Here is a 26,103-nt window from a genome sequence, read left to right as displayed (position 1 = left end):
TCGTCGTACTGTGTTCCTAAAAGGTTCTCGCCGAATTCGCCTCTAGCTGAAGATTTATATTTTCTTCAATTGGAACTACGTGAGTGCACCTCGTATACAAGTAAAGTAATCTAAGACATATATCCCCAATTGGTAGGTTATACTAGCAAGTAGCTATAGACAAGCGCCAAAGGGGATTATTTTTTATGTTTAAAACTGATGTATCCCGCAATCAATGAGCCTCATGGTTTTATTATAAGGTCAGAACTTCTCCCCTATTTTTTAGTTTTTTTCATCCTCATTCAATTCAGCAACATATTCGAGGAGTGTATATATGGAAAGAGGTAAGATTAGTAAAAGGCAGCTCTTTATCCTTATGCTCTTGTTTGAGTTGGGGAGTTCCATCGTTATAAATCTTGGGATGCAGGCAAAACAAGATGCCTGGCTGGCCGTTCTTCTTGGCACAGGAGCGGGAGTATGCCTGTTCCTCGTTTATGATTACTTATATCATCAATATGAGGGGCTGCCTTTGACACAATATGTACGAAGTATATTGGGAAAATATCTTGGCTCACTCCTGGCCCTTCTGTACATTTTTTATTTTTTCTACCTATCTGCTCGGGTACTGAGAGACTTCGGAGATCTTCTACTAACATCTACCTTGGAAGCTACACCTATGCTTGTTATAAATAGTATGTTAATGCTTGTGATTGGCGGAGCTGTCTATTACGGTCTAGAGGTTGTCGGAAGAACAGGGGAAATCATTCTCCCGTTTATGATTTTTTTAGCTTTGATAACAGGGATTGCTATTTTATTTTCGCACATTTTTCATATAAAAAATTTGCTTCCTGTATTAGAAGGAGGGTGGAAGCCGGTGATGAAGGCTACTTTTCCTCTGACGGTAACTTTCCCCTTTGGAGAAATTATTGTTTTTTCGATGATTCTTCCCTATGTCAATGAGCAAGCCCATACTAGGAAAACAGGGGTGAAGGCTATTCTTATAAGCGGTTTTATTTTGATAACCACCATTATTACGAACATTGCCGTACTTGGAGTTGCTCAAGCAAGTACAGAGCAATTTCCTCTTCTGACCACAGTAGGGAAAATTAATGTCGGGGATTTTATTCAGCGGGTAGATGCCGTAGCTTTATCAGCCTTAATACTCGGTGGTTTTTTTAAAATAAGTATTTTTTTCTATGCAGGGATAAACGGTATGAAAGACTTATTTTTAATTCAGAAAAAGAAACATATTCTAATCCTAGTAGCGAGTTTCGTGGCAGTCGTTACAGTTTATTCGGTCAATATGGACAGCAGCTTTACGAGCCACATTGAAATAGGCCTAAAGCAGGTTCCCTATTATTTACATATTCCCTTTCAAATAGGAATCCCTGTCCTGCTCCTCGTTATTACATGGGGCAAGAAATTAGGAAAAAAGCCTTCTCCAGGAAGGATTACATAAAGAAAACTCGCCGATTGGCGAGCCCTGCCCCCCGGCGAAGACAAAGGCGTAGTTGCACTTATACTTTATTCCTAAAATTTCTTACTACGTCGAATGATTTTCTATCTAGAAATTTATGCTTTCTTAAAGTGTAAAGAAAACTCGCCGATTGGCGAGCTCTGCCCCCCGGCGAAGACAGAGGCGTAGTTGCCCTTTACTGTATTCCTACAATTCCCTACTACGTCGAATGAACCTCCAGCCGGGAAGTTATACTTTCTTACAGTACGAAAAAGGACAAGCACGTCTCTCCCTTGTCCTTTCTATTGTTCCGCGCGCAGAAGCTGCAAAAATACATCCACTGAACGAGGCTGAAATTTCGTCGGCTTCGTAATAATAGAAAAGTTCCTCACAAGTGGCAGCCCATCAATCTGCAGAGCGATAAGCGTACCTAGCTTTTGTTCCTTCCGCACTGCTGATTTTGACAGAAGCGTAATCCCAAGCCCTGCTTCTACTGACTCCTTAATCACTTGATTGCTTCCAAACTCCATCATATGCTCCGGTCTAATTTGAGAGGCGTCAAACAGCTTCTCTGCAGCCTCCCGCGTGCCAGATCCAATTTCACGAACAATCCATGTTTCATCCTGTAAATCCCTCATGGACACATTCCTTTTCTGGGAAAGCGGATGCTTTGGAGAAATAAATAAAAGCATTTCATCCTTCGCAAATGGCTCAGTGTGAAGCTTCGGCTCATGCAAATCCCCTTCAATGATGCCAACATCAAGCTGATAGCTTTTCACAAGATGAACAATCTCCTGTGTATTAGCAATCGTAATGGATGGCTGAATAGATGGATACGCATCCCTCAGCCTAGCAATAACATGGGGCAAGATATACTCCCCAAAGGTATAGCTCGCACCAATGAGCAGCTTGCCTCTCGCCTCATGCATCGCATCTTCTACTAAGTCCTTCATTCTCGAATACAGCCCTAAAATCTCCTTGGCATGATAATATACAATATCGCCGGTATGTGTAAGACGAATAAATTTATTATTGCGCTCTAACAGCTTTGCTCCCATATCCCTTTCTAGCATTTGAATATGCTGACTTACCGCCGGCTGCGTCATATGCAGCTCCTTTGCCGCAAGAGAGAAATTTTTCAGCTCCACAACCTTTACAAATACATCTAATTGCTGCTCCATTCCATACCCCCGCTTATAAAACCTTGCTTATCATCATTATTATAACTATTTGTTTTCCTTATAACAAAATTACCGATATTATTCACCCTTCAAAGATAATAATACGGCTAAGCATGAATCCATGATACTAATTCATCGAAATTATAACTATTTTTTATTATGTTTATATAACTCATCTATTAAAGAAAACTCGCCGACTGGCGAGCCCTGCCCTTGAGCGAAGACAGAGGCGTAGTTGCACTTATACTGTATTCCTAAAATTTCTCCCTACGCCGAATTGCCCTCCAGCTAGAAATTTATACTTTCTTAAAGTGTAATTCGAAAAACCCTTATTCTAAACATAATAAGGGCTTTGTTAATTCGATACCTCTTAACAAGCAAGAGTCTCCTGAACGTATTTATATCTCTATCTTATGCCTTAGACGCTTTACATAATTGCGGCTTACCGGAATCGGACAATCCATGCAGCCTGCTAAGTATAAATTGTATGTTCCGTTATAATATGGCCTCAATCCTTTTATATATAACAGATTCACAAGGTAGCTTTTATGCACTCGTAAAAAATGATGCGAGGTAAGCTTATCCTCTAGTTCCTGCAGGGTATAGGCTGATGTAAACTGGGTCTCTTTTGTATAGATGGAGACTGTTTTATTTTCCTTATTCTTACTAACATATATAATTTCATTAGGAAAGATATAAGAAATTCCTTCGTGGTTTTCAATGGGAAGCTTTTGGAGGACACCCCCGCCTTTCTTCCTTCTCTCCTTCTCTATGAGAGAAGCAAGATAAGAAAGTTCATCATTCTGAAACGGCTTGAGCAGGTAATAGAACGCACGCATGCGAAATGCATCTACTGCATATTGTACATCCTCTCCCATCAAGATGACCTGTGCTGCTAAATCAAGCTGCTTGATTAACTCGGCTACCTCAAAACCGCTTCCGTCTGAAAGCTGCACATCAAGAAATAGAAACTCAGGATCGTGTCTCTTCATAAGCTTAATTGCCTCAAATGCAGTAGCCGCTTCTAAGATCTCCTTTTTATTTACTTCCCGCTCGACCGCTTGTAAGATTAGGTTTCTGCTCTCCGCCTGTTCGGTTACAATCAAAATCTTCATTCCTGTTTACCACCTAACTCTTTCTATGTTGTCGACTATACATATACTATACATTCGACTTAAAACGACATAAATCCTCTTAAACTACAAACTGTTTCTATTTTCCATAAAGAAAACTCGCTGATTGGCGAGCCCTGCTCTTGGGCGAAGACAGAAGCGTAGTTGCACTTATACTTTGTTCCTAAAATTTCTCACTACGCCGAATTGGCTTCCTGCTAGAAATTTATACGTTCTTAAAGTATAAAGAAAACTCGCCGATTGGCGAGCCCTGCTCTTAGGCGAAGACAGAGGCGTAGTTGCACTTATACTTTGTTCCTAAAATTTCTCGCTACGCCGAATTGTCTTCCTGCTAGAAATTTATACGTTCTTAAAGTATAAAGAAAACTCGCCGATTGACAACCTGATACGGAAAAAGGAAGCGGCATCCGCTTCCTCTATACAAGCTCCTGCTGGCGGGTTTCTTTCCCCAGCAATACTACAGCAATTACACCGATAATAATTGCCACGCAAAAAATAATAAAAACCGTTGAAATTGCAGTTTTCTGCGCTACAAGATATCCTACAAGCAATGGTCCCAGGATACCGCCGATACGCCCGAAGGAGGCAGCCATACCCGCACCAGTTCCGCGAACTGCTGTTGGATACTGCTCTGGCGTATAAGCATAAAGGGCTCCCCATGCGCCAAGATTGAAGAAGGAAAGAAAAATTCCCGAGGCAATCAGCATCGAAAGTGAATCAGCTTCTCCAAAGGCATAAGCACTTAGTGCTGTGCCAAGTAAGTATGTAACAAGAACAAATTTCCGTCCCGCTCTTTCAATGAGCCACGCAGCTGTAAAATAACCCGGGAGCTGTGCCAGCGTCATAATAAGTACATATTGAAAGCTTTTAATTAAGGTAAAACCTTTCAGCACCATAACGCTTGGAAGCCACAGGAACATGCCGTAATACGAGAATACAACACAGAACCAAAGCACCCAAAGCATAATCGTTGAACGAGCGTACGGCGCCGACCAAACGGTCCCTATTTTCTCCCAAACTGGCTGCTTTGCTTGCTGCGGCTGAAAACGAGGCGAATCAGGTAAACTCCACCGCAAATACAGTGCATAGAAGGCTGGAATTGCGCTTATTATCATAGCGGTCTGCCATCCATACCTCGGGATTATAAAATAGGAAATGAGTGCGGCAATCAGCCAACCTCCAGCCCAAAAGCTCTCTAATAAAACAACAACCCTTCCCCGATCCTTTGCAGGTACACTTTCCGAGACAAGTGTAGATGCAACGGGAAGCTCTCCCCCTAATCCCATACCAATCAAAAATCGAATAATCATAAATACAGTAAGCGTAGTGGCGAGTGCCGACAGCCCGCTTCCAAGTGAAAATAATAGCAGTGTAATAACAAAAACTTGCTTTCGACCAATCCGATCTGATAATAAACCAAATATAAGAGCTCCAACAGCCATGCCAATGGAATTAATACTTCCGATCCATGCCATTTGCTTTGCATCTAAACCCCATTCCTTTTGCAGCGCTGCAATGACAAAAGAGAGAAGTCCTACATCCATTGCATCAAACAACCAGCCAAGACCGGCGACGCCGAGAAGCCTCCGATCGGAAACTACAGTTACTTTACTCATGAGAAACCTCCTGTTGCCAATATTCACTCTTAGCATTTTACACGTATTGCAGTGTATAAGTATACTTTTTTATTGCAGTTTTATGAGGAAGAACAGCGAATAATCGTCTCCTTGGACAAATATACATATAAGAAGTTTTTTACAATTTAGGCCTGTCTAGCTCTCATAAGAGCAAAAACAGATTGCAGCCCTTTTTCCTATTTAGTATGTGACTCCTTCTGCTTCTTATGTGCATTTTTCTCATATAGCAAATCACATATAAAAGAAGGAACTCCTTAAAGAAAGCCTTCACCTTCAAAACGCTTCCTCTCCTTCTAACTCCATTCTTTTTTGCATATGGCAAAACAATTGTTGTACTTTTCCCAAACTTGTTGTATATTTTCTCCTTGTAAAGAAAACTCGCCGATTGGCGAGCCCTGCCCCTGGGCGAAGACAGAGGTGTAGTTGCACTTATACTTTATTCCTGAAATTTCTTGCTACGTCGAATCGTCTTCCTGCTAGAAATTTATAATTTCTTAAAGTGTAAAGAAAACTCGCCGATTGGCGAGCCCTGCCCCTGAGCGAAGACAGAGGCGTAGCTCTACTTATACTTTATTCCTAACATTTCTCGCTCCATCGAATTGTCTTCCTGCTAGAAATTTATACGTTACTTAAAGTGTAAAAAACAAGGAATTAGAAAAGAAAGGAACCTGGAAAGAATGACTGTTATTAATGTATTTATCTTTATCGGTATTATTGCCGCTGCAATATCAGGTTCTTTAGTCGGCATGAAAAAACAGCTCGATTTATTCGGGGTGATTTGCCTTGGCGTTGCAACAGCACTTGGCGGCGGCGTCTTGCGGGATATTATGATTGGGAATCTGCCTCCTGTTGCTCTTATTCAACCTATTTATTTCTTCGTCAGTTTATGTACGTCACTGCTTACATGGTTGTTTTACAAAAAAGTCACTAAGCTACAAAATATAATTATGATCTCAGATGCAGTTGGACTAGGCGTTTTTACAGCGGTCGGTGCAAATGCCGCTCTCACCCATCACATGAATGCACCTTTCCTCGTTGTATCCATGGGAGTTATTACCGGTATTGGCGGAGGAATTTTACGTGATTTATTAGCTAAAGATATTCCATACGTATTTCGAAAGGAAATTTATGCAATTGCCTCTATTATAGGTGCAATGAGTTTATTTATTACGTACGACCTCGTTCCGCATATTATCTCTTTATATATTTGCCTATTTGTTACCTTTATTATCAGGGTAATAGCTGTTAAGTATAATATGAATTTTCCTGTATTTAAAACTGATATGGAAATAAGTAAAGATAAGGGGAAAGGGATGCAGAACTAGTGCATTCCTTTCTTTTGCTTTAGCCTTTGGAAGCCTCTTGCCTTTCAGCGTTAGCTTCGCCAGCGCATAAGCTAACGCTGTATTTAAAGCCTTCCTATCACTATAGGACCTTTGATCAAACTTTGAGGTGGGGGTCTTCTGTCGGAGAATGATAAAGGTGTCCATACATTTTTCACCCTAAAACTATGGTATATTAAACAGTACATAGTTAGTAAAGGAGTTCGGAAACATGGCAAAAAGTTTAGTAATTGCTGAAAAACCTTCCGTTGCACGCGATATAGCAAATGTATTGAAGTGTACGAAGAAGGGAAATGGATTTTTGGAAGGCGACAAATATATCGTTACCTGGGCGTTAGGACATTTAGTGACTTTAGCAGATCCCGACGTATATGATATGAAATATAGAACATGGAATCTAGAAGACCTTCCTATGCTCCCGGAACGCATGAAATTAGTTGTCATAAAACAAACAGGAAAACAGTTTAATGCTGTAAAAGCACAGTTAAGCCGCACTGATGTGAATGAAATAATCGTGGCCACTGATGCAGGGAGGGAAGGAGAATTAGTTGCACGTTGGATAATTGATAAGGCAAAGGTTCATAAGCCTATCAAACGTCTGTGGATTTCATCTGTAACAGATAAAGCTATTAAAGATGGGTTCAATAGCTTGAAGCCTGGTAAAGCTTATGAAAGCTTGTACGCTTCAGCAGTAGCACGTTCAGAGGCAGACTGGTATATCGGTTTAAATGCAACTCGTGCCTTAACAACAAAATTTAATGCGCAATTAAACTGCGGGCGTGTGCAAACACCAACAGTTGCAATGGTTGCAGCACGTGAAGATGAAATTAAGAATTTCAAACCGCAAACGTATTATGGTATTGAAGCCCAAACAGATGGACTTAAATTAACATGGCAGGATGCGAATGGTAATAGCCGTAGCTTTGATAAAGAAAAAATGGATGCAATCGTTAAATCACTTGGACGTAAGGATGCCACTGTGGTTGCGATTGATCGTAAGGCAAAGAAAGCATTCTCGCCTGCTCTATATGATTTAACAGAACTACAGCGTGATGCCAATAAAATCTTTGGTTATTCAGCTAAGGAAACACTCAATATCATGCAAAAACTGTATGAGCAGCATAAGGTATTAACATACCCTCGTACAGACTCACGTTATTTATCTTCAGACATTGTTAGTACGCTTCCAGAGCGTTTAAAGGCATGTGGTGTAGGTGAATATCGTTCACTTGCCCAAAAGGTATTAAAAAAGCCAATTAAAGCAACAAGTGCCTTTGTAGATGATAGAAAAGTCAGTGATCACCATGCCATTATTCCAACTGAAGGTTATGTGAACCTCTCAGCATTTACAGATAAAGAGCGTAAAATATATGACCTTGTTGTAAAACGTTTCTTAGCTGTATTATTCCCTGCTTTTGAGTACGAGCAATTAACAATACAAACAAAAATCGGTAATGAAAAATTCATTGCTAAAGGGAAATTGGTAAATAACGCCGGCTGGAAAGAAGTGTATGAAAATCGTTTCGATGATGAAGAGTCAACTGATGATGTAAAGGAGCAGATATTACCTCGTCTTGAAAAAGATGATGTATTAATAACAAAGCTAATTGTTCAAACATCAGGTCAAACCAAGCCCCCTGCACGCTTTACAGAGGCCTCTTTGCTGTCAGCCATGGAAAATCCTGCAAAGTACATGGAAACAAATGATAAGAAGCTTGTAGATACATTAAAATCAACTGGTGGACTTGGTACAGTTGCAACTCGTGCTGATATTATTGATAAGCTATTCAACTCATTCCTAATCGAAAAACGTGGCGGAAAAGACATCTATATTACTTCCAAAGGGCGCCAGCTACTAGATTTAGTACCAGGAAAATTAAAATCGCCGGCGACAACAGCTGAGTGGGAACAAAAACTTGAGCTGATTGCTAAAGGGAAGCTAAAAAAAGATGTGTTCATAAATGAAATGAAGGAATATACAAAGGAAATCGTTGCTGAAATTAAAGCAAGTGATAAAAAATACAAGCACGATAATATTTCCACAAAATCATGCCCTGACTGCGGAAAACCAATGCTTGAAGTAAACGGCAAGAAAGGCAAAATGCTTGTCTGCCAAGATCGTGAATGCGGTCATAAAAAGAATGTCGCACGTTTAACCAATGCACGCTGCCCTCAATGCAAAAAGAAAATGGAACTTCGTGGTGAAGGTAAAGGTCAAATTTTCGCATGTAAATGTGGGTATCGCGAGAAGCTATCTGCTTTTGAAGAACGACGTAAAAAAGAATCTGGCGGTAAAGTGGATAAGCGTTCAGTACAAAAGTATTTAAAACAGCAAGAAAAAGAAGCTGAACCAATTAATAATCCCTTTGCAGACTTATTAAAAGGGATGAAATTTGATTAAATTACTAAAATGGGAGTGGCTATCTACTGTGATAGCCTCTTTTTTATCCAATTACAATAGGTCCTATATGCACGTTCTTGTAAAATAAGAAGGCTGGGTAAGTAGCCAAATTATTCAGGATTTCCCTTTTTTATGGCTCTCTTTTGTTTGATGCTATCAACAACTAGCAGGATAATTGGAAAAAATAGACCATATGGCATAATACTGGTCGTCCATAGCCCCCTTGCAATCTCCCTGAAATCTACTGTATTTGAAAACATAACTATTGATAAAGAAATAACAAGCATGCCAAGCGGAAAAGTTAAAGGCTTATAATGCTTCAATTTAAAAAGCTGTGCAATTGCGAGCACAGAAGCATAGAAGCAAACCGTTATCTTAAAAAACATTGTAATAAACCAAATGCCACCTACTAATACCTCAATCCTTTGGATAAAGTTTCCGACATTCACTGATCGTGCGAGCTCAAATACAGAATAAATGGACCGCCCTGTAAGATTTGCCCCAAGAACAAGGGTGGACATTAGTGTAACCACTATAATAATTATACTTCCTGCTATCATTGCTACAAAATAAACTTTCTTTGCCTTACGTAAATCTGAAACATAAGGAAAAATCATCAGAAATATGACAAGGTCAAAAAATGGAATTCCCATGTGAATGAAGACACCCTTTGCCATCATATTCAGCGGGCTCTCGAAGATGGGCTGTAAGTTTTTCCATTCAATATGCGGCAATAATGCCACGAACAAGAAAAACAGAAAAGCGAGCACCCAAGGGAAAAAGATCCCCGCCGCTCTCGAGGACACCTCAATGCCAAGTCGGATAGCCGCCACTACAAGCGAAAAAAATAGAAGCTCAACCCATTGAATGGGTGTATCAGTTAATACTAACGTAACAAGCATATCCCCTAACTGACGCAAAAGCGCCGCGGTAATCATTAAGAAATAAAATATAAACAAGCTTGAAACTGCCTTTCCAAACCATTTCCCTAAAATTCTCTCCGTATATTCAATAAGTGTTAAATTAGGATACCGCATTCCTAAGGAAATATACAGCCAGACAACTGGAAGCGCCACAAGCATAGTAATAATTGATACAACCCAAGCATCCTGCTTCGTATAAAAGGTTACCAGAGGCGGGATAAGAAGCGTTGCACTACTAATAATAAACATAAAAACAAGAATGCCAAGCTGCATTGGCGATATCCTTCCTTTTTCCATCTTATCACCTCCTTATCCCTAGCACTCTATCTATGACATGGGCTAACGGTTCAAATATAAATGTAACCACAACTATCGGGTTTGGAATAGGGATGCGCAGAACTTGGAGAATACTGAGAGTCATACCTGCAGCCAAAAAAATAACAAACACTGCCAGGTCTTTTCGCGACTCCTGCTGCAAAAGTGAAGGCAGCTCATACATTGCGATGAAAACAGCCAACAGAAAAATTGAAATGCTTGGCACCATAATGCGTCTACTCCTTTAGCTCCGTTACAAAGGACTTTCCAGTTGTTCCTGTTCTGCGAATTTTTACTGTCGTATGCACTGTAACAGGCAACTCAACAAGCCCTTTTTCATACCAATCCTTCTTCAAGCTTTTCCATGCCTTTGGGGATGCACGATGAATAGCTTCTCCAAAGCCAAAAATATCAGCCCGCAGCTGTTTCGCACGCTTAACAGAATCCTTAATAATCGTTTCATTTGTTTGCTCGCTGGATTTCTCCAATGCTTTAATGCCTTCCGTTGTAGATAAATCTATATCACATCTTACCTCACCAACATTTTCCTCCATGAAGTTATGAATATGGATAGCTGGCTTGCCATTCTGAAAGGTAACCTTTACATTTGGCTTTGCATGAAAAATCTCAATAACCGCGGATCCACCCTTTGGACACTTAATACTGCCAACTGTATTTTTGACATCCCCTAGCACATAATTCAATCCTTTGCTTTCCTCTTCATTTAACCATCCGACTAATTTATCCTTTTTTAACACTGCTATACCTGTGTATTGCAACTGCGCTTCTGGCCATGACTTTTCTACATTTGCCATAGACTGCCCAACCTTCTTATTGCCTGTATACTTAACGCCTGTTAAAACACCCGACTTCCCATCGCTTGTCATGTCTGCGATAAGCTGATCCATTTGCACCGTACGGGTGGGCGCCCAAACACTTTGTGATACCTCGAGCGACTTAGACATTTTTTGTGAAGGAATCTTCTCAATTGGACTTAAAAACTTCAAAATTTGCTCTGCCTTTACATTTCTCGCCAGTACAATATAAAAATCTGAACGAACCATATGATCACGCGACAGCATCTCCAATGATTTTGCAATCCCTTCCTTCGCAACAGATTCTCCGATTACTAAAATCCTCAAATGAGCTAAGTAAATTTTCCTCGGAGCAACAGTTGTAATTTTGCGCAAGGCCTCAAATATTGTATCTGCTTTTGCATGATAGAGCGTGACAGGTGAACGGCCGGTACTTCCCTGCTTTGGAGCAACCTCCGACGGATCAACGACCTGTACGCTAACCATATACTCATTTTCTTTTACTTTATCAATGGCTAATCCAACCGCGATGGCCAGCTCATTGAGTTCCACCCTGTTCCAGCAACCTGTTAAAGGTATCATCATAATAAATAGCAGACTCATCGTTAACACTTTTTTCACAGCTAGCCTCCCTCCTGCTTTAATCTGTTGGACCCGGCTTTTCTGGTTTCGGAGTTGTGTTTCTTATTTTATTTCGTTTTGTCAGCATACTCGGCCTCTTACGAATCGACCAGAGTGGGGCTCGCATGATCATATCCTTCTGGCCCGCCCTATCAAAAGGCGCAAAGGCTGACATGTATGGTACACCAAAGGAGCGAAGGGAGCATAAATGAAGAACAAGTGCCAGCAACGCCATCGTAATGCCAAATAATCCAAAAGAGGCTGCAAACATCATCATAACAAAACGAAGCATCCGAACCGAAATAGCCATATCATAGGCTGGAAAGACAAAGTTGGAAATAGCGGTAACTGATACTACAATAACCATCGCGGCAGAAATAAATCCGGCTTCTACCGCAGATTGTCCGATTACCAATGCCCCAACAATAGATGTTGCTTGTCCCATCGGTCTAGGCATCCGAATTCCCGCTTCGCGCAAAATCTCAAATGTAACCTCCATAACACAGGCTTCAACAAAGGCTGGAAACGGCACCCCTTCCCGCTGCGCTGCTAAACTAATCAACAGCTGTGTGGGCAGCATCTCTTGATGAAAGGTAGTAACGGCGATATAAAGAGATGGACCTAACAGTGCAATGAAAAAGCTGGCATACCGAATTATACGAATTAATGTTGCAATGTCCGGACGCTGATAATAATCCTCTGGTGCTTGAAAGAACTGTCCAAATATAGCCGGTACTAATAAAACGAACGGTGTACCGTCTACAAGAATGGCCACCCTTCCCTCTAAAAGATTAGCTGCTACAACATCTGGGCGCTCTGTATTATAAACGGTTGGAAATGGGGTTAGAGATTCATCTTGAATCATTTCCTCAATATATCCGCTCTCTAAAATGCCATCTATATCAATACGGCCCAGCCGCTCCTTTACCTCTTGAATCACGCCTTCTTCTACAACTCCCTGTATGTACATGATAACTATCGTTGTTTTTGTTTTTCTCCCGAGTATCTGCTGCTCACAACAAAGGTTTTCATCCTTAATTCTTCTCCTTACAAGCGCCGTATTCGTTCGAATTGTCTCAGAAAATGCCTCTCTTGAACCGCGAATAACATTTTGTACTTCAGTCTCGCCTACACCTCGATCTTTCCAGCCTGGTGTGGAAATAGATAACGCCTTATGATAATCCTCTGTCAAAATAACTGTATTTCCTGATAAAACCTCGACAAATAGCTCTGAAAAATCCTTAACACTTTTTATACCGCCACTTGCAACAACAGATGTATATAGAAATTGAAATACCTTTTCCGCACTTTGCGTCTGTATATCATCAAACTTTTCTTCCATATGAACTGTTAATGGCTCTAAAATAGACTCATCGATGACTTGTGTATTCACTAGACCATCTGTGTAAATTAAAACAAGCCGTCTCTTATACTTATTTCCTACCACAACTTCTCGAATCACAATATCGCTGCTTTTAGCAAAAGCAGCGCGTATTTTCTTCATATTGCTCACAAGGTTTTCATCTAAGGGAATAGGCGTATGATTTGTTCTTTCTCCCTCAGTAGGCTTATTTTCTTCTGTTTGGTGACCAAAGCCCTTGAACAGCTTCATACTATCCCCCCTTCCATTTCTTTCATTATTTGCAATAAAGGAAGCTTCTATGAAAAGAAAGCTAATTTTTAATAAAGAAAACTCGCCGACTGGCGAGCCCTGCCCTTGGGCGAAGACAGAGGCGTAGTTGCCCTTATACTGTATCCCTAAAATTTCCTCCAACGTCGAATTCGCTTCTGGCTGGAGATTTATTTCCCAAATCATGAAAAAAGGCAGGTCTCATGATATTATGAGCCTGCCTTTTTTCAGTATAGGAGTTAATACATAGATTTTATGTTAAACAGTCTGAAACACTGCTTCCTTGAGCTTTTTTGCTGCTTCATACACGGAATCAGCCTGGCTAATTGCACTAATAACAGAAACGCCATCTGCACCAGCCTTGATAATAGGCGGAGTATTCTCAGCTGTAATACCACCGATAGCAACAATCGGAGTTTCTATTTTATGATTCTTAAATAGCTCGATTAAGGCTGTTCCTTGTGCATCTCTTGCATCTTCCTTTGATTGTGTAGAGAAGATAGGGCCAACGCCAAAGTAATCTGCACCTTGAGCAGCAGCCTTTTGTGCTTGCTCAAGTGTATGAACGGAAATACCAAGAATTTTATCTCCGATTTTCTCGCGAACGCTCGCAGCAGCTTCATCATCTTGTCCAATATGAACACCGTCTGCATCAAGCTCTAAAGCTAGATCAACATCGTCATTTACGATAAATGGGATATTTTTTCTTTTACACAGCTCCTGAACGCGCTTTGCCATCTCATACTTCGCATCTCCTGTCAAAGCACCATTGCCTTTTTCGCGATACTGAAACAAGGTAACCCCGCCATCAATTGCCTCTTCAACAATAGAAACCAAATCTTTCTTGCAGTTTACACTCCCGGCAATAAAATAGACCTTTAACATTTCACGCATTACATCACTTTGAATTCTCGACATTCACCTTCACCCCTTATCGTTGGACATGCTGCTTCTGTTGATATGCCCAGTGATTCGTTGGGCCGTGACCATTACCGATTCCGAGCTGGTTTTCAATCGCCGCTTGGATGAAATCCTTCGCTGTTTGAACCGCAGTGTTTATGCTGTTGCCTTTTGCCAGCTCAGCGGCAATCGCCGCAGCAAATGTGCAACCCGTTCCATGCGTGTTCTTTGTTTCAATTTTCTTGCTTGTAAAATAAAAGAAATCTTGGCCGTCATACAGTAGATCGATGGCTTCATCCTCGACATCATCATGACCGCCTTTAATCACTACATATTGCACACCCGTTTCAAGCAAACATTTTGCGGCTTCCTTACGGTCCTCCAACGTTTGAATGGACAGACCTGTTAATGCTTCCGCCTCTGGAATGTTTGGTGTTACTACTGTCGCAAGCGGCAGTAAATATTCCTTTAGTGCAGCAATCGCTTCCTGCTGAAGAAGCGGTGCACCGCCCTTGGCAATCATAACAGGATCGACGACAACATTCTTCCAGCCGAATGCTCGAATTTTCTCGGCTACCGCTTGGATAATTTCACTGCTAAAGAGCATTCCCGTTTTCACTGCATCTGTTCCTAAATCTGTACCAATGGATTCAATTTGCTGTCCAACAGCGTCCACAGCTAGCGGATATACACCTTGCACACCAAGTGTATTTTGTGCCGTAACAGCTGTCAAAGCAGACATCCCAAATACCTTTAACTCTTGAAAGGTTTTTAAATCAGCTTGAATCCCAGCCCCGCCGCCGCTGTCAGAGCCCGCAATTGTTAGTGCTTTATATGTTTTCATTTTCATCACCTACTCCGCGATTTTTTCAACCGAACCGTATTGTGCTGCATCAGCTGCGCTTACTTTAGATAATTGATTTAGCAATTCAATTTGGAAGCTCCCTGGGCCCTCTTCTACTGTCTTTTTCGCCGCGATCTCCGCTGCTACCTCATAGCTGACAAGCGCTGCTACTGCTGCTTCCGCAATATCCTTCTCTACAGCTGCAAATGCGCCAATGACAGACGTTAATAGGCAGCCTGTTCCCGTTACCTTTGTCAGAATCGGATGCCCATTGCGGACGATATAGGTTTTTGCTCCATCTGTAACAACATCTTCTTTTCCTGTAATCACAACAGTCGTACGAAGCTGTTCAGCTGCCTTTTGCGCCAAGGCAATAACATCTCCTGCTCCTGCTCCTGCGTCTACTCCTTTGATTGTCCAGTTCTCTCCAACAACGTTTGCGACCTCTGCCGCATTTCCCCGTAAAGCAGCAATTTGTACCTCGCTCACAATTTTACGAGCTGTTTGTGTACGGTACGCTGTTGCTCCAGCTCCCACTGGGTCTAAAATAACAGGAACACCACTTTCATTTGCCGATTTTCCAGCAATAATCATCGCTTCAATTTCAGTCTCATTTAAAGTGCCAATATTAAGTACGAGCGCTCCTGCAATTTTTGCCATATCAGCAACTTCTTCCTTCGCATAAGCCATGACTGGTGATGCACCAAGCGCAAGTAATCCATTTGCTGTAAAGTTAGTCACAACAACATTTGTAATGTTGTGCACAAGTGGATTTACCTCTCTTACCTTTTGTAATGTCTCTCCAATTTTGTGCATATCCATTAAGTTTCAGCCCCTTTTAATTAAATAAGAAACAATGCTGGAGTTAAGTAACACTCCAAAAAGCTATACTTTATTAATGTAACAACAAAAAAGACACCTTGCGCGGGCAAAGTGTCTCTGCATCGATTAAGGATTTTCCTCAATCATAGACTTCTTTTTGCGGCTCTCCCTGCGCTGGCATGACCCAACAGGTTCAAACGGTCTACGGCAGTTCAGCCGTACTCTCAGCCTGCTTCCGCAGGCTCCCGGGCTATTATAATTATATAGGCATCTTACTCCTTTGCTGTGAGAATTTCAAGTGAATTATCATATGTAAAATCGCTTCAATTAAATACTCAAAAATCAATTTTCTAGATAACAATCCAGCATAGCCCTATAAACTCTACCTTTGGTACAGTCAACCTCACACAACCATGCTGTTACATGTTGTTACATCCTGTTTCATTAAATATTTCCCTGTAAATTATCAGATGAAAATAAAATATTCGCAACTTCAAAAACATAATTCCACCTTGCCATCAGAACCCTAAAAAAGTGAATAAAGAGAACTTGCCGATTGGCGAGCCCCGCCCTTGGGCGAAGACAGAGGCGTAGTTGCCCTTATACTTTATTCCTGAAATTTCTCGCTACGTTGAATTGTCTTCTAGCTAGAAATTTATACTTTCTTAAAGTGTAAGAAAAACTGAGTATGGGAAAACCATCCGTACTCAGTCCTTTTCTGTTCCCAGCACAACCGCGTATAGAATCTTCTCACCATCACCGGGAACACAAGATGATAGCATTTCTTAGAAAATGGATCTAGGAATTAGAGCTCAGAAAATATGTAACGGATTTCCGAAAGAATTCCCCTTCTTCAAGCCTGTGAGGGGCAAAGAGGGGGCATTCACGCATGCTTTTACAGAGGGAAATTGTATGCGGTTCTTCACCCGGGAAATATCAGGAGTTAAGGTTACGCAATTGAGTTACCTCCACCTACGCTACGAAATTGAAGTAGGGGTACTCTTTCAGTAAAATCTGATAGATTGTTGCTTGCTGAGTGAAAATTATAATAAGGATATTTTTCATGCACAAACTGAGAGAAGAAACAAAAAATAAATTAGTAAGATAAATCAATATAACAACGGAAAATTTCACCTAATCCTGCTCTAAACTCGTATACAGAACGAAAGGCGCCTTTTGACCTTTCGTTTTTCTTTACAGCAGAAAGTATAAAATTCCCGCAAAAAACAAACTCGATGTGGCGAAAAATTTGAGGAACAAAGTATAAATGTACTACGCCTCTGTCCTCGTCTAACGGCTCGCCAATCATCGAGTTTTCTCTGTATATATTATATTAAAATACAGATAACTTCATCTGTCTCGAAATAAATACGCCTGCTTCGGATGATTTGGTTGATCCGGATATTTTAGTTTTATCTTTTCCTTCTGCAGCAGCTTAGCCAAATAATTATTTCGAAGCCCATCTGACGTCCGCTCCAGCAACCGGGATAATTCCTTTAGCATAAGGGGCTTTTTCATAAGAAGCTGCAAAATAATCTCTTCCATTTTACTTGGACTTAAACGCTTCTTCCTTCTTGCTATTTCCGAAATCTCCCAAAGCTCCTTCTCAATATCCTCTGCTATAACACTTTCCTGTTGCCCGTCTATATTTTCTATCTGTTCTAAAAAGGTTGGCAGCTCCTCTAATATAGGATCATCCTCTTCATTATTCACGGAGCTGTACTCCTTATTCATGGAGTTAGAATCGTTATTCATGGAGTCAACATCGTTATTTACGGAGTTATCCTCTATACTTATGGAGTTTTGTTCCTTATTTACGGAGTTGGAATCATTATTCACGGAGTTATACTCCTTATTTACGGAGTCTACCTCACTATTCATGGAGCTGTACTCCTTATTTACGGAGCTTCTATCAATTTCAAATCCATCATATGTTGAAGCGATTTCATCCATCCATTCCAATTTACCTTCAGCAATACTTTCAGACATGCTAAGTGTTAGGGTCGTCCGCTCCAATTGTGCCTCCTGATCTATATGAGGCCGTGACCATTGCTGCTCTGTCCATAGTGAATACATACTTTTTAAACCAAATCCGGCTCTTTGACAAAGATCGATTAGAATAAACATCTTAAATACATTCGGATTACGTAGATTGCTGATTCCGCCCTCAAAGGCTTGTTCAACAGGTATACGGAAAAGTCCCGGATTAGAAAATCGAATAGCATGTGCATTCCTTTCAATAACAAGTCCGCCCTCAACATAATAATCGGCATGTACAATCATATTAATTAGGGCTTCGTGAAGAGCAAGACATATTTTTTCCTTCATATAACTTACAGGCAGGCCCTTTGAAAAGTGCTCCATCACCTTAAAGTAAAAATCGTATAAATTTCCAGACCAAGTTCCATCCTGGGAGGTGAATCGTTCAGACCAGCAGCTGCTTAAAGTGTCCTGCAAGCTTTCCCTATATTCCAGAAAGTATTGCGGAAAAACTTCTGTTATAATTCTTTCTTCACTAAACATAAGCAAACCTGCGACTGTAAGACCTTCTTTACTTGTATTACGCAGCTTTCCCCATGCACCAATTTTGTATAAAAATTCTTTCGTCTCAAGTCCATTCCACGGATGATTTGGTTTTGTCATAGCAAATTTTTCCCGGTAGCCTTTAACGGATTCAAAGTTTAATTCATTTAATCCGTAGTGCTCCAAAATTACAGTATCCTGAGATGCTGCTGAATGATCAATTGGATGATTCATGTTTGTATGGTTGTTCACTTTTACTCTCCCTTTATTACAAACTCATTACATCTATCGTTCTATGCCATCTGTTCATTTGTATTTTTATTTTACCATCTTTCTTCTTATATCTCTTGTTGTTCTCATTAAAGTGCTGGGGTATGTATCATAAAGCAATAAAAAGTAAGCCCTCCATAGCAAAAATAAGATTGATTACGATTTGCAAGAAGTCTACAGAGCTGTTCCTCAATCCATGCTTATAGATAAAGAAAACTCACCGATTGACGAGCCCTGCTTTTGGGCGAAGACAGAGGCGTAGTTGCACTTATACTTTATTCCTAAAATTTCTCGCTACGTCGAATGGGCTTCCTGCTAGAAATTTATACTTTCTTAAAGTGTAAATAAAACTTAATATTTCCCAAGACGTGATACTGTTATCCCTCAGGTCAATTATATGGATATAAAAAACTTTTCCATTTCCTTCATTTCCAAAAGATATACAATAATAGCTGTATAGCATCTAGATTCCTTCAGCAATTCATCAACCTGTGGATAACTTATTCTTTTTACGATTTATACTTGTGGATAACTTTTGATCCTGCTTTACTTTCGAAAATTTCCATTTGCGTCAGATTATCTGAAGCTGAAAATGTATCCCTTTTTTCAAGTACAAGAAAATACAAATAGACCGTTATAGAAAATCTTTATACAAGATTTTCTATAACGGTCATTTTTTATTACTATTTAATGATTTTTTACCTTTGAATAGATCGGTACAGTAGCCTCTCTATCCTCTGGCTTTTTAGCTTCAATATTGTTAGGATCTAAGCCATTCCCCAACGTACCATACACAGTTCCTGTCTCAGGATCAATGAGCTCTGTATGATTATGATAGATTCTTGGTGTTTGCCATAAAGCAGCTAGTGCTGTTGTGAGTGGCATCTCAAAATAACGATCTGGCCACATTTCTTTCACTTTATCTTTTACCATCGGGAAATATTTTGGATTCATTCCTGGAAATAGGTGATGCTCTGCATGATACGAGAATTGAAAATGCAATACATCGACCCACTTCGGAACAGTTACGCTGAGCGTATTTGCAAGCGGATCATTTACTGTTGTAATCGGGTTTAAACGATGATTCGTTGAGATATAACCCATTACGATTGCGTTTGCAATGAAAAGCGGTATAAGGTAAAAAAAGAACCACTTAGAAGGCCCAAGCCATACTAACAATGCAATCCATGTTGCCCATGGTAAAATAAGCTGCATCCAAACAGCCGGACGATCCTTTGGCTTAAATTCATTGATATATGTTTTGAACATTCTTGATGAATGAAAAGTAAACATTACGGATAGCAAGGTGAAGCTAATAACAGTACGAAGCCACATTGGCAGCTTATAAATCTTCCGCAGCAACGGTTTCTTTTGCAGCTTTTCAAGAGTCGCCCAAGCATCTGGATCATCATGCTCATGCTGTGTATGAATGTGGTGCTCCATATTGTGCCACTTTCTCCAGAGCTTTGGTCCAACGCATAATGGCCAAAAGCCAATAGCACCTATAATATCACGCCATTTTCTGTTTCGTATTACTGTACCATGCAAAACCTCATGGGCAAAAAGGCCTATCCCGCCATAACACAAACCTAACACAATACTAATTGCAATATTCACAATCACAGGTAAATCAAATACTCCAATCGCCGCAATCCCAGAAACCGCTACAATAAGATATGCTAGTCCACCCCAAAGCCGGGAAGGAACAGGCTGAAATGCCTCTTTCGGAAGATGTGGAGCTACACGGGCCGCATACCATCCGAACGTACGCAATTCACTCATCAATACACCCCTTTACTTTTATGACTTATTCCAGAAAAAGCATTATATCTGCTTACTGATCTCTATTACTAATAAACCTTATGTGCTCTTCCAGTAATAGCCATTACATAAGTTTTTTACTCGTCTTCTAATTCTATTATTTGGATATCTATTACGTTTTATGTCCAATTTCCCCCATTAAAATACAGGTAATACATTTTCTGGACACTGAAATAGATAAAATTAAAACCAGCTACTAAGACATGATATTAAACGTCTTTCGCTAAATTGTCAATCTATTTATGGCATCCAAATTTGGAGATGCTATGAAAAGGGCAGGGGAGGACAATATAATTCTTACTTCTCATATGTGTGTTAGATTTTAAAGAAAACTCGCCGACTGGTGAGCCCTGCCTTGGGCGAAGACAGAGGCGTAGTTGCCCTTATACTTTATTCCTAAAATTTTCAACTACGTCAAATTGCCCTCCAGCTAGAAACTTATACTTTCTTAAAGTAGCACAAACTTCCGTCTACTTAACTAAGCCTTTGCTCTAGCCATCTCCCAATAGGGTCAAGTAGCCTTTCTACAGGATAAATAATTGAAATGTGCGGCAATCCCTGCAGTTCAGCAATTCCTTCATAGGTTGTATAAACCATTAATAAAACAAATAGCAGGAGCTCTGTTTTATTTCCGTATTTATACAAATATTTTGATATAAAATAAATTAAACCTATCATTCCCATGCTAAATAACAGTGTCTTCATTTTCATACTCCATTCCAACCAGTTAATCTTCGAAAACTGTTCTGTTTCTCCTCAGAAAAGTTATCAGAAATAGAACGAAGGGAAGCAGAATATTAAGTTGGAAAGGTATAGACACTATAATCATCTAAATGCTGCGTACACAGCCAGAAAGAGTTTGCATACATAACCCCCAGCAACGCAATCGGAAGCAAAATAGCCCCTCTCTGATTAATCTTAAACGGCTCGCAAAGACAGTACACAGCACCAAACATTTTGTCCACGATTGTATGCTCCTCTATATTTAAAAAGATGCACGCGCGATTCTCATTCCCTTGTACCATCTTTCCCTATACTATGGAAATACATGTATAGCCCTTATTGAAGATTTCTGCCTTTATCAAGCCTACAATTAGATTCATCTTTAGTTGAGGCCCCTTTATTTATATACTCTACAACCATACATTTAATCTTTGTGAAAAAGTTCACATAAATGAAACAAGTTACTTTTCATTCTAGCCCAATTTAATGTCATAATGTAAGAGAATTTCACAGATTTCATTACTATCACTAGCGGTCAAAAGAATAGGGGGTACGTCACATGGAAATGAAATCATTAATTGCAGTAGAGAATTTAGCCTTAAAAAAGCTGAAGATCTTCCGGCAAAGTCGTTTACGGTATATATTAAGGTCTATGTTAGCTAGTATGTTTATTGGATTTGGAGTTATTGTAGCCTTTAAAACGGGAAATTTCTTTTATATGGAGCATTCACCAGTTGCCTATCCAATGGCAGCATTAACGTTTGGAGCAGCCATTATCCTAATCTCTTACGGCGGAGGAGATTTATTCACAGGAGATACATTCTACTATACATTCACGGCGCTTCGCAAAAAAATACAGTGGTTGGACGTATGGAAGCTATGGGGCATGAGTTACCTAGGAAATATTTTGGGAGCTGCCGCCTTTGCACTTTTGATTTATACAACCGGACTTTTTAATGATTCCTCCGTAAATAGCTTCTTATTGGCTGTTGTAGAGAAAAAGATGCATGTCTCAACATTTGAATTATTTTTCCGGGCTATCTTGTGTAATTGGCTTGTCTGCCTTGCCTTTTTTATTCCAATGTCCTTAAAAGAGGATGGGGCAAAGCTGTTTATCATGATTCTATTTGTATTCTGCTTTTTCATTTCTGGATATGAACACAGTATTGCTAATATGTGTACCTTTGCGATTGCGCTTGTATTACATCATCCTGGCACAATCTCCTTTGCTGGAGTCATACACAACCTGATACCTGTTACAATCGGTAACTTAATAGGCGGCAGTATATTCATGGGTTGGATGTATTATTACGTAAATAAGCCTTATATGGGAGAACAGGAGAGAGAAGGTCACTGATAAGATTATATGATGCGGCATGCCCCCGTCTAAATTCTAGGCGAGGGCTATTGCTATTAGCTTACAATAGATATGCGCTAGAACACATTGCCTAATCATTCACTTCTTCAGTATAATGATGGAGTTGGGAGCTTACAGAATAATGAATCCAAATTCACAATCGCAAGCTTATTGTTATACATACAGAACCCTCGAGGATAAACTAGCATCCTTTTATAAAATACTTCTATAGTATATAATACTTTAACGATAAAGAAACCTTGCCGATTGGCGAGCCCCGCTCTTAGACGAAGATAGAGGCGTAGTTGCACTTACAATGGATCTCTAAAATTCCCAAATATATCAAATGACTTCTAGCTGGAAATTTATCCTTTCCTACAGTGAAGTAAAATCGTAGAACCGCCTTAAGAATATAGAGATGATAGGAGTAGTTAACATGGAGAAGGTACAGATATTACTGTCGACGTATAATGGAGAAAAGTATATACGTCAACAGCTAGATAGCTTGCTTGGGCAAGATTACACAAATATAAGTATTTTAATTCGCGATGATGGTTCAAAAGATGAGACCGTGTCAATTGTTGAAGCTTACAGCAAGAAGCATAATAACATCACTTTGATAAAAGGGGAGAATAAAGGGGTTATCTCTAGTTTCTTCGAGCTTATACTACACGCCTCTCCTGATGCCTCCTATTACGCCTTTTGCGACCAAGACGACTTCTGGAAGCCAACTAAGGTATCAAGAGCCGTAAGCTTGTTAGGGAAGGAAGATACGCGCACACCGCTGCTCTATTTCTCTCGTTTAGATATCGTAGACGAACAACTGCAACTGTTAAAGCATTCACAAATTCCGCCGCAAGGAGCAGGATTAGAAAATGCTTTAATCCAAAATATTGCTACGGGCTGTACCATTGTGTTTAACCGAACAATGCGCGAGTTGTTCCAAGCCCACACGCCAAGAATTGAAATGGTAACGATGCACGACGCATGGTTTTACTTGTTAGGAACTGCTTTTGGTAAAGTGATCTATGATGAGCAATCTCATTTGTTATATAGGCAGCATTCCTCAAACACGCTTGGGATGGCTGATAGCAAACTAAAGAGTGCTTTAGTACGTTATAAAACCTTTAAGAAGAAGGGGCATCAAAAGCCTTACACAACGCAAACAGCAGAATTTTACCGATTGTTCGAAGGAGAGCTTCAGGATCATCAAAAGAAGCTGATTCACGATTTTCTTTATAAGCGACAATCCCTGCTAGGCAGAATTTCATATGCCGTCAGCACACCTTTGTATCGGCAAAATGAGCGGGATACATTGATTTTTAAGCTGCTGTACGCATTAGATAGCTATTGAGTTGATGTTAGCAAGAAAGGTGGGCCCTGCTCTTGGGCAAGGACAGAGGCGAGTTGCACTTAAACTATATTCCTAAAGTTTCCGGCCACGTCAAATTGGCTCCTGGCTGGAAATGTATACTTTCTTAAAGTGTAAAATAAAAGAACCGTCACACAGCATGACGGTTCTTTTTTATCTGGATTATTTCGCCTCTTCTAAGTAAGCAGCCAGCGCTTCCTTCCAATCTCTTAACGGCTTAAAGCCTTGTTCAGCAATTTTCTTTTTGCTTAACACAGAATATTTTGGACGCGCAGCAGGACGAGGGAATTCCTCTGTCGTTAATGGCTTCACCTTCACATCCATGCCTGCTTGCTTGAAAATTTCTACGGCAAACTCATACCAAGAGCATACGCCTTCATTTGTAGCATGGTAAATACCGTACTTGTCAGATTGCATAAGCTCAATCATAAAGCGAGCTAAATCTACTGTATATGTCGGGGAGCCTACTTGGTCATGAACAACGCCAACTTCTCCGCGCTCTTTTCCAAGACGCATCATCGTTTTCACAAAGTTATTGCCGTATACTCCAAACACCCAAGCTGTACGTACAATGAAAAACTTCTCAGCATATTCCTGGACAAATGCTTCACCAGCCAGCTTTGTTTCACCGTATGCGCCAAGCGGTGCAGTTGGCTCGTCTACTTCATACGGTTTGTTTCCTGTGCCGTTAAATACATAATCGGTGCTGACATACAGCATTTTGGCACCAAGCTTATTAGCGGCCTGAGCTAAATACTTTGCTGCTAGGCCATTTACTTGGTATGCTGTTTCGCGATCTGTTTCGGCACCGTCTACATTTGTATAAGCGGCGCAGTGAAGAATCACATCCGGCTGTATCTTCTCCATGTGAGCTGCAACTGCTTGCTCGTCTGTAAGCTCTAGAGCTGCACGATCAAGCGGATAGACCTCAAAGGCCCCTTCTTCCAGCTGCTTCAGAACATCTTGTCCAAGCTGTCCTTTTGCTCCTGTTACGACAATCTTCATTACTCTGCCCCTAATCTATTGCCATATTGTGTTTCGAAGTAGGATTGGTACTCACCAGAAATGATGTTTTCCCACCAGTCCTTGTTCTCTAAATACCATTTGATTGTTTGCTCAATTCCTGTATCAAATGTATATTTTGGCTGCCAGCCTAGCTCTGTGCGAAGCTTTGTCGCATCGATTGCATAACGGCGGTCATGGCCTGGACGGTCAGTTACATATTTAATTAAAGACTCAGGCTTATCTAACTGTTTTAGAATTGTTTTAACAATTTCAATGTTTGTACGTTCGTTATTTCCGCCAACGTTGTATACTTCACCGTTGCGTCCATTATGAAGCACAAGGTCAATTGCTTGGCAATGATCCTCTACGTGCAGCCAGTCACGTACGTTTAATCCATCTCCATAGATAGGAAGCGGTTTATCATGCAATGCGTTGATAATCATCAATGGAATGAGCTTCTCTGGGAAGTGGAATGGTCCATAATTGTTAGAGCAACGCGTAATATTTACCGGCAAGCCGAATGTTTCATGATATGCGCGCACTAAAAGATCCGCACCAGCCTTACTTGCGCTGTACGGGCTATTCGCTGCTAGCGGTGTTTCCTCTGTGAAGTAACCTGTTTCTCCAAGCGTACCGTATACCTCATCAGTAGAAACCTGCAAGTATTTCTTCACACCAAAGTTTTTTGCAGCATCTAGCAATGCTTGTGTTCCTTGAATATTCGTTTGCACGAAAATATCAGGGTTTGTAATGCTGCGATCCACGTGAGATTCAGCTGCGAAATTCAATACATAATCAAATTTTTGCTCAGTAAATAAATTATTTACGAAGTCACGATCAGCGATATCGCCTTTTACGAATGTATAGTTAGATGCAGTTTCAATGTCCTTTAGATTTTCAAGGTTTCCTGCATATGTGAGTAAGTCTAGGTTTACGATATGATATTCAGGGTATTTGTTTACCATATAGCGCACAAAGTTACTGCCGATAAAGCCTGCGCCACCTGTTACTAATAGTTTCATGTTGTTCCTC

General features: G+C 40.4%; 21 protein-coding genes. 5 read left to right on the top strand and 16 right to left on the bottom strand.

Going from position 1 to position 26,103, the window contains the following annotated elements:
• The first annotated feature begins 313 nt into the window (after positions 1–313).
• The gene (locus tag EP737_RS14550) at positions 314–1,438 is read left to right on the top strand and encodes a GerAB/ArcD/ProY family transporter (RefSeq protein WP_129728694.1); all 1,125 of its coding nucleotides are present in this window, start codon (positions 314–316) and stop codon (positions 1,436–1,438) included.
• A gap of 299 nt (positions 1,439–1,737) precedes the next feature.
• Here the strand turns inward: EP737_RS14550 and EP737_RS14545 are convergent, their stop codons facing one another.
• The 3 genes from EP737_RS14545 to EP737_RS14535 form a co-directional block, all read right to left on the bottom strand.
• Positions 1,738–2,616 (bottom strand): LysR family transcriptional regulator, encoded by an 879-nt coding sequence (locus EP737_RS14545; protein WP_129728693.1) that lies wholly within the window; start codon positions 2,614–2,616, stop codon positions 1,738–1,740.
• A 398-nt stretch (positions 2,617–3,014) separates the two neighbouring features.
• A complete protein-coding gene (locus EP737_RS14540; protein ID WP_129728692.1) occupies positions 3,015–3,731 on the bottom strand; it encodes a LytR/AlgR family response regulator transcription factor in 717 nt (238 codons plus the stop codon).
• Between the two features lie 434 nt (positions 3,732–4,165).
• The gene (locus EP737_RS14535) at positions 4,166–5,365 is read right to left on the bottom strand and encodes an MFS transporter (RefSeq protein WP_129728691.1); all 1,200 of its coding nucleotides are present in this window, start codon (positions 5,363–5,365) and stop codon (positions 4,166–4,168) included.
• Between the two features lie 698 nt (positions 5,366–6,063).
• Between EP737_RS14535 and EP737_RS14530 the strand changes: the two genes are divergently transcribed.
• Complete coding sequence (locus EP737_RS14530) at positions 6,064–6,711, top strand: trimeric intracellular cation channel family protein (protein ID WP_129728690.1); 648 nt, start codon at positions 6,064–6,066, stop codon at positions 6,709–6,711.
• 229 nt (positions 6,712–6,940) lie between these two features.
• Positions 6,941–9,130 carry a DNA topoisomerase III gene (locus EP737_RS14525; RefSeq protein ID WP_129728689.1) on the top strand — a complete coding sequence of 730 codons (2,190 nt, stop codon included), beginning with the start codon at positions 6,941–6,943 and terminating at the stop codon, positions 9,128–9,130.
• Positions 9,131–9,240: 110 nt separating this feature from the next.
• On the opposite strand, the gene EP737_RS14520 is transcribed toward EP737_RS14525, so the two are convergent.
• The 11 genes from EP737_RS14520 to EP737_RS25640 form a co-directional block, all read right to left on the bottom strand.
• A complete protein-coding gene (locus tag EP737_RS14520; protein ID WP_129728688.1) occupies positions 9,241–10,350 on the bottom strand; it encodes a GerAB/ArcD/ProY family transporter in 1,110 nt (369 codons plus the stop codon).
• Positions 10,351–10,354: 4 nt separating this feature from the next.
• Positions 10,355–10,597, bottom strand: a complete 243-nt coding sequence (locus tag EP737_RS14515; RefSeq protein WP_129728687.1) for a hypothetical protein — start codon at positions 10,595–10,597, stop codon at positions 10,355–10,357.
• A 7-nt stretch (positions 10,598–10,604) separates the two neighbouring features.
• Positions 10,605–11,804 carry a Ger(x)C family spore germination protein gene (locus tag EP737_RS14510; RefSeq protein ID WP_246040265.1) on the bottom strand — a complete coding sequence of 400 codons (1,200 nt, stop codon included), beginning with the start codon at positions 11,802–11,804 and terminating at the stop codon, positions 10,605–10,607.
• 19 nt (positions 11,805–11,823) lie between these two features.
• Positions 11,824–13,416 carry a spore germination protein gene (locus EP737_RS14505; RefSeq protein ID WP_129728686.1) on the bottom strand — a complete coding sequence of 531 codons (1,593 nt, stop codon included), beginning with the start codon at positions 13,414–13,416 and terminating at the stop codon, positions 11,824–11,826.
• 276 nt (positions 13,417–13,692) lie between these two features.
• Complete coding sequence (gene thiE / locus EP737_RS14500) at positions 13,693–14,352, bottom strand: thiamine phosphate synthase (RefSeq protein WP_129728685.1); 660 nt, start codon at positions 14,350–14,352, stop codon at positions 13,693–13,695.
• Between the two features lie 13 nt (positions 14,353–14,365).
• Positions 14,366–15,178, bottom strand: coding sequence for a bifunctional hydroxymethylpyrimidine kinase/phosphomethylpyrimidine kinase (gene thiD / locus EP737_RS14495; protein WP_129728684.1), 813 nt, complete (start codon positions 15,176–15,178; stop codon positions 14,366–14,368).
• A gap of 9 nt (positions 15,179–15,187) precedes the next feature.
• Positions 15,188–16,000, bottom strand: coding sequence for a hydroxyethylthiazole kinase (gene thiM, locus EP737_RS14490; protein WP_129728683.1), 813 nt, complete (start codon positions 15,998–16,000; stop codon positions 15,188–15,190).
• A 1,350-nt stretch (positions 16,001–17,350) separates the two neighbouring features.
• Positions 17,351–18,775: an ATP-binding protein gene (locus EP737_RS14485; protein ID WP_425455912.1), complete on the bottom strand. Its 1,425-nt coding sequence runs from the start codon at positions 18,773–18,775 to the stop codon at positions 17,351–17,353.
• 705 nt (positions 18,776–19,480) lie between these two features.
• Positions 19,481–20,575 (bottom strand): Delta(10) desaturase DesB, encoded by a 1,095-nt coding sequence (gene desB / locus EP737_RS14480; RefSeq protein WP_129728682.1) that lies wholly within the window; start codon positions 20,573–20,575, stop codon positions 19,481–19,483.
• 513 nt (positions 20,576–21,088) lie between these two features.
• Positions 21,089–21,319: a hypothetical protein gene (locus EP737_RS14475; protein ID WP_129728681.1), complete on the bottom strand. Its 231-nt coding sequence runs from the start codon at positions 21,317–21,319 to the stop codon at positions 21,089–21,091.
• 92 nt (positions 21,320–21,411) lie between these two features.
• Positions 21,412–21,579, bottom strand: coding sequence for a hypothetical protein (locus EP737_RS25640; RefSeq protein WP_165350802.1), 168 nt, complete (start codon positions 21,577–21,579; stop codon positions 21,412–21,414).
• A 317-nt stretch (positions 21,580–21,896) separates the two neighbouring features.
• Here EP737_RS25640 and EP737_RS14470 point away from each other — a divergent pair, with 317 nt between their 5' ends.
• Together EP737_RS14470 and EP737_RS14465 are read left to right on the top strand one after the other, a co-directional pair.
• A complete protein-coding gene (locus EP737_RS14470; protein WP_129728680.1) occupies positions 21,897–22,694 on the top strand; it encodes a formate/nitrite transporter family protein in 798 nt (265 codons plus the stop codon).
• Positions 22,695–23,130: 436 nt separating this feature from the next.
• A complete protein-coding gene (locus tag EP737_RS14465; protein ID WP_246040264.1) occupies positions 23,131–24,048 on the top strand; it encodes a glycosyltransferase family 2 protein in 918 nt (305 codons plus the stop codon).
• Positions 24,049–24,228: 180 nt separating this feature from the next.
• On the opposite strand, the gene rfbD is transcribed toward EP737_RS14465, so the two are convergent.
• Both rfbD and rfbB read right to left on the bottom strand, forming a co-directional pair.
• Positions 24,229–25,071: a dTDP-4-dehydrorhamnose reductase gene (gene rfbD / locus EP737_RS14460; protein ID WP_129728679.1), complete on the bottom strand. Its 843-nt coding sequence runs from the start codon at positions 25,069–25,071 to the stop codon at positions 24,229–24,231.
• Complete coding sequence (gene rfbB, locus EP737_RS14455; RefSeq protein ID WP_129728678.1) at positions 25,071–26,093, bottom strand: dTDP-glucose 4,6-dehydratase; 1,023 nt, start codon at positions 26,091–26,093, stop codon at positions 25,071–25,073. The genes rfbD and rfbB overlap by 1 nt, the downstream gene beginning before the upstream one ends.
• Positions 26,094–26,103: the final 10 nt, after the last annotated feature.

Origin of the sequence: Ectobacillus funiculus, from assembly GCF_004138295.1 — a bacterium.
Taxonomy (GTDB): domain Bacteria; phylum Bacillota; class Bacilli; order Bacillales; family Bacillaceae_G; genus Ectobacillus; species Ectobacillus funiculus.
This window is presented reverse-complemented; position numbering and strand designations above follow the sequence as displayed.

Coding starts and splice junctions, on each gene's coding strand:
- EP737_RS14550 (WP_129728694.1), top strand. CDS start 314: ATGGAAAGAGGTAAGATTAGTAAAAGGCAGCTCTTTATCCTTATGCTC.
- EP737_RS14545 (WP_129728693.1), bottom strand. CDS start 2,616: ATGGAGCAGCAATTAGATGTATTTGTAAAGGTTGTGGAGCTGAAAAAT.
- EP737_RS14540 (WP_129728692.1), bottom strand. CDS start 3,731: ATGAAGATTTTGATTGTAACCGAACAGGCGGAGAGCAGAAACCTAATC.
- EP737_RS14535 (WP_129728691.1), bottom strand. CDS start 5,365: ATGAGTAAAGTAACTGTAGTTTCCGATCGGAGGCTTCTCGGCGTCGCC.
- EP737_RS14530 (WP_129728690.1), top strand. CDS start 6,064: ATGACTGTTATTAATGTATTTATCTTTATCGGTATTATTGCCGCTGCA.
- EP737_RS14525 (WP_129728689.1), top strand. CDS start 6,941: ATGGCAAAAAGTTTAGTAATTGCTGAAAAACCTTCCGTTGCACGCGAT.
- EP737_RS14520 (WP_129728688.1), bottom strand. CDS start 10,350: ATGGAAAAAGGAAGGATATCGCCAATGCAGCTTGGCATTCTTGTTTTT.
- EP737_RS14515 (WP_129728687.1), bottom strand. CDS start 10,597: ATGGTGCCAAGCATTTCAATTTTTCTGTTGGCTGTTTTCATCGCAATG.
- EP737_RS14505 (WP_129728686.1), bottom strand. CDS start 13,416: ATGAAGCTGTTCAAGGGCTTTGGTCACCAAACAGAAGAAAATAAGCCT.
- thiE (WP_129728685.1), bottom strand. CDS start 14,352: ATGTCGAGAATTCAAAGTGATGTAATGCGTGAAATGTTAAAGGTCTAT.
- thiD (WP_129728684.1), bottom strand. CDS start 15,178: ATGAAAACATATAAAGCACTAACAATTGCGGGCTCTGACAGCGGCGGC.
- thiM (WP_129728683.1), bottom strand. CDS start 16,000: ATGGATATGCACAAAATTGGAGAGACATTACAAAAGGTAAGAGAGGTA.
- desB (WP_129728682.1), bottom strand. CDS start 20,575: ATGAGTGAATTGCGTACGTTCGGATGGTATGCGGCCCGTGTAGCTCCA.
- EP737_RS14475 (WP_129728681.1), bottom strand. CDS start 21,319: ATGAAGACACTGTTATTTAGCATGGGAATGATAGGTTTAATTTATTTT.
- EP737_RS14470 (WP_129728680.1), top strand. CDS start 21,897: ATGGAAATGAAATCATTAATTGCAGTAGAGAATTTAGCCTTAAAAAAG.
- EP737_RS14465 (WP_246040264.1), top strand. CDS start 23,131: ATGGAGAAGGTACAGATATTACTGTCGACGTATAATGGAGAAAAGTAT.
- rfbD (WP_129728679.1), bottom strand. CDS start 25,071: ATGAAGATTGTCGTAACAGGAGCAAAAGGACAGCTTGGACAAGATGTT.
- rfbB (WP_129728678.1), bottom strand. CDS start 26,093: ATGAAACTATTAGTAACAGGTGGCGCAGGCTTTATCGGCAGTAACTTT.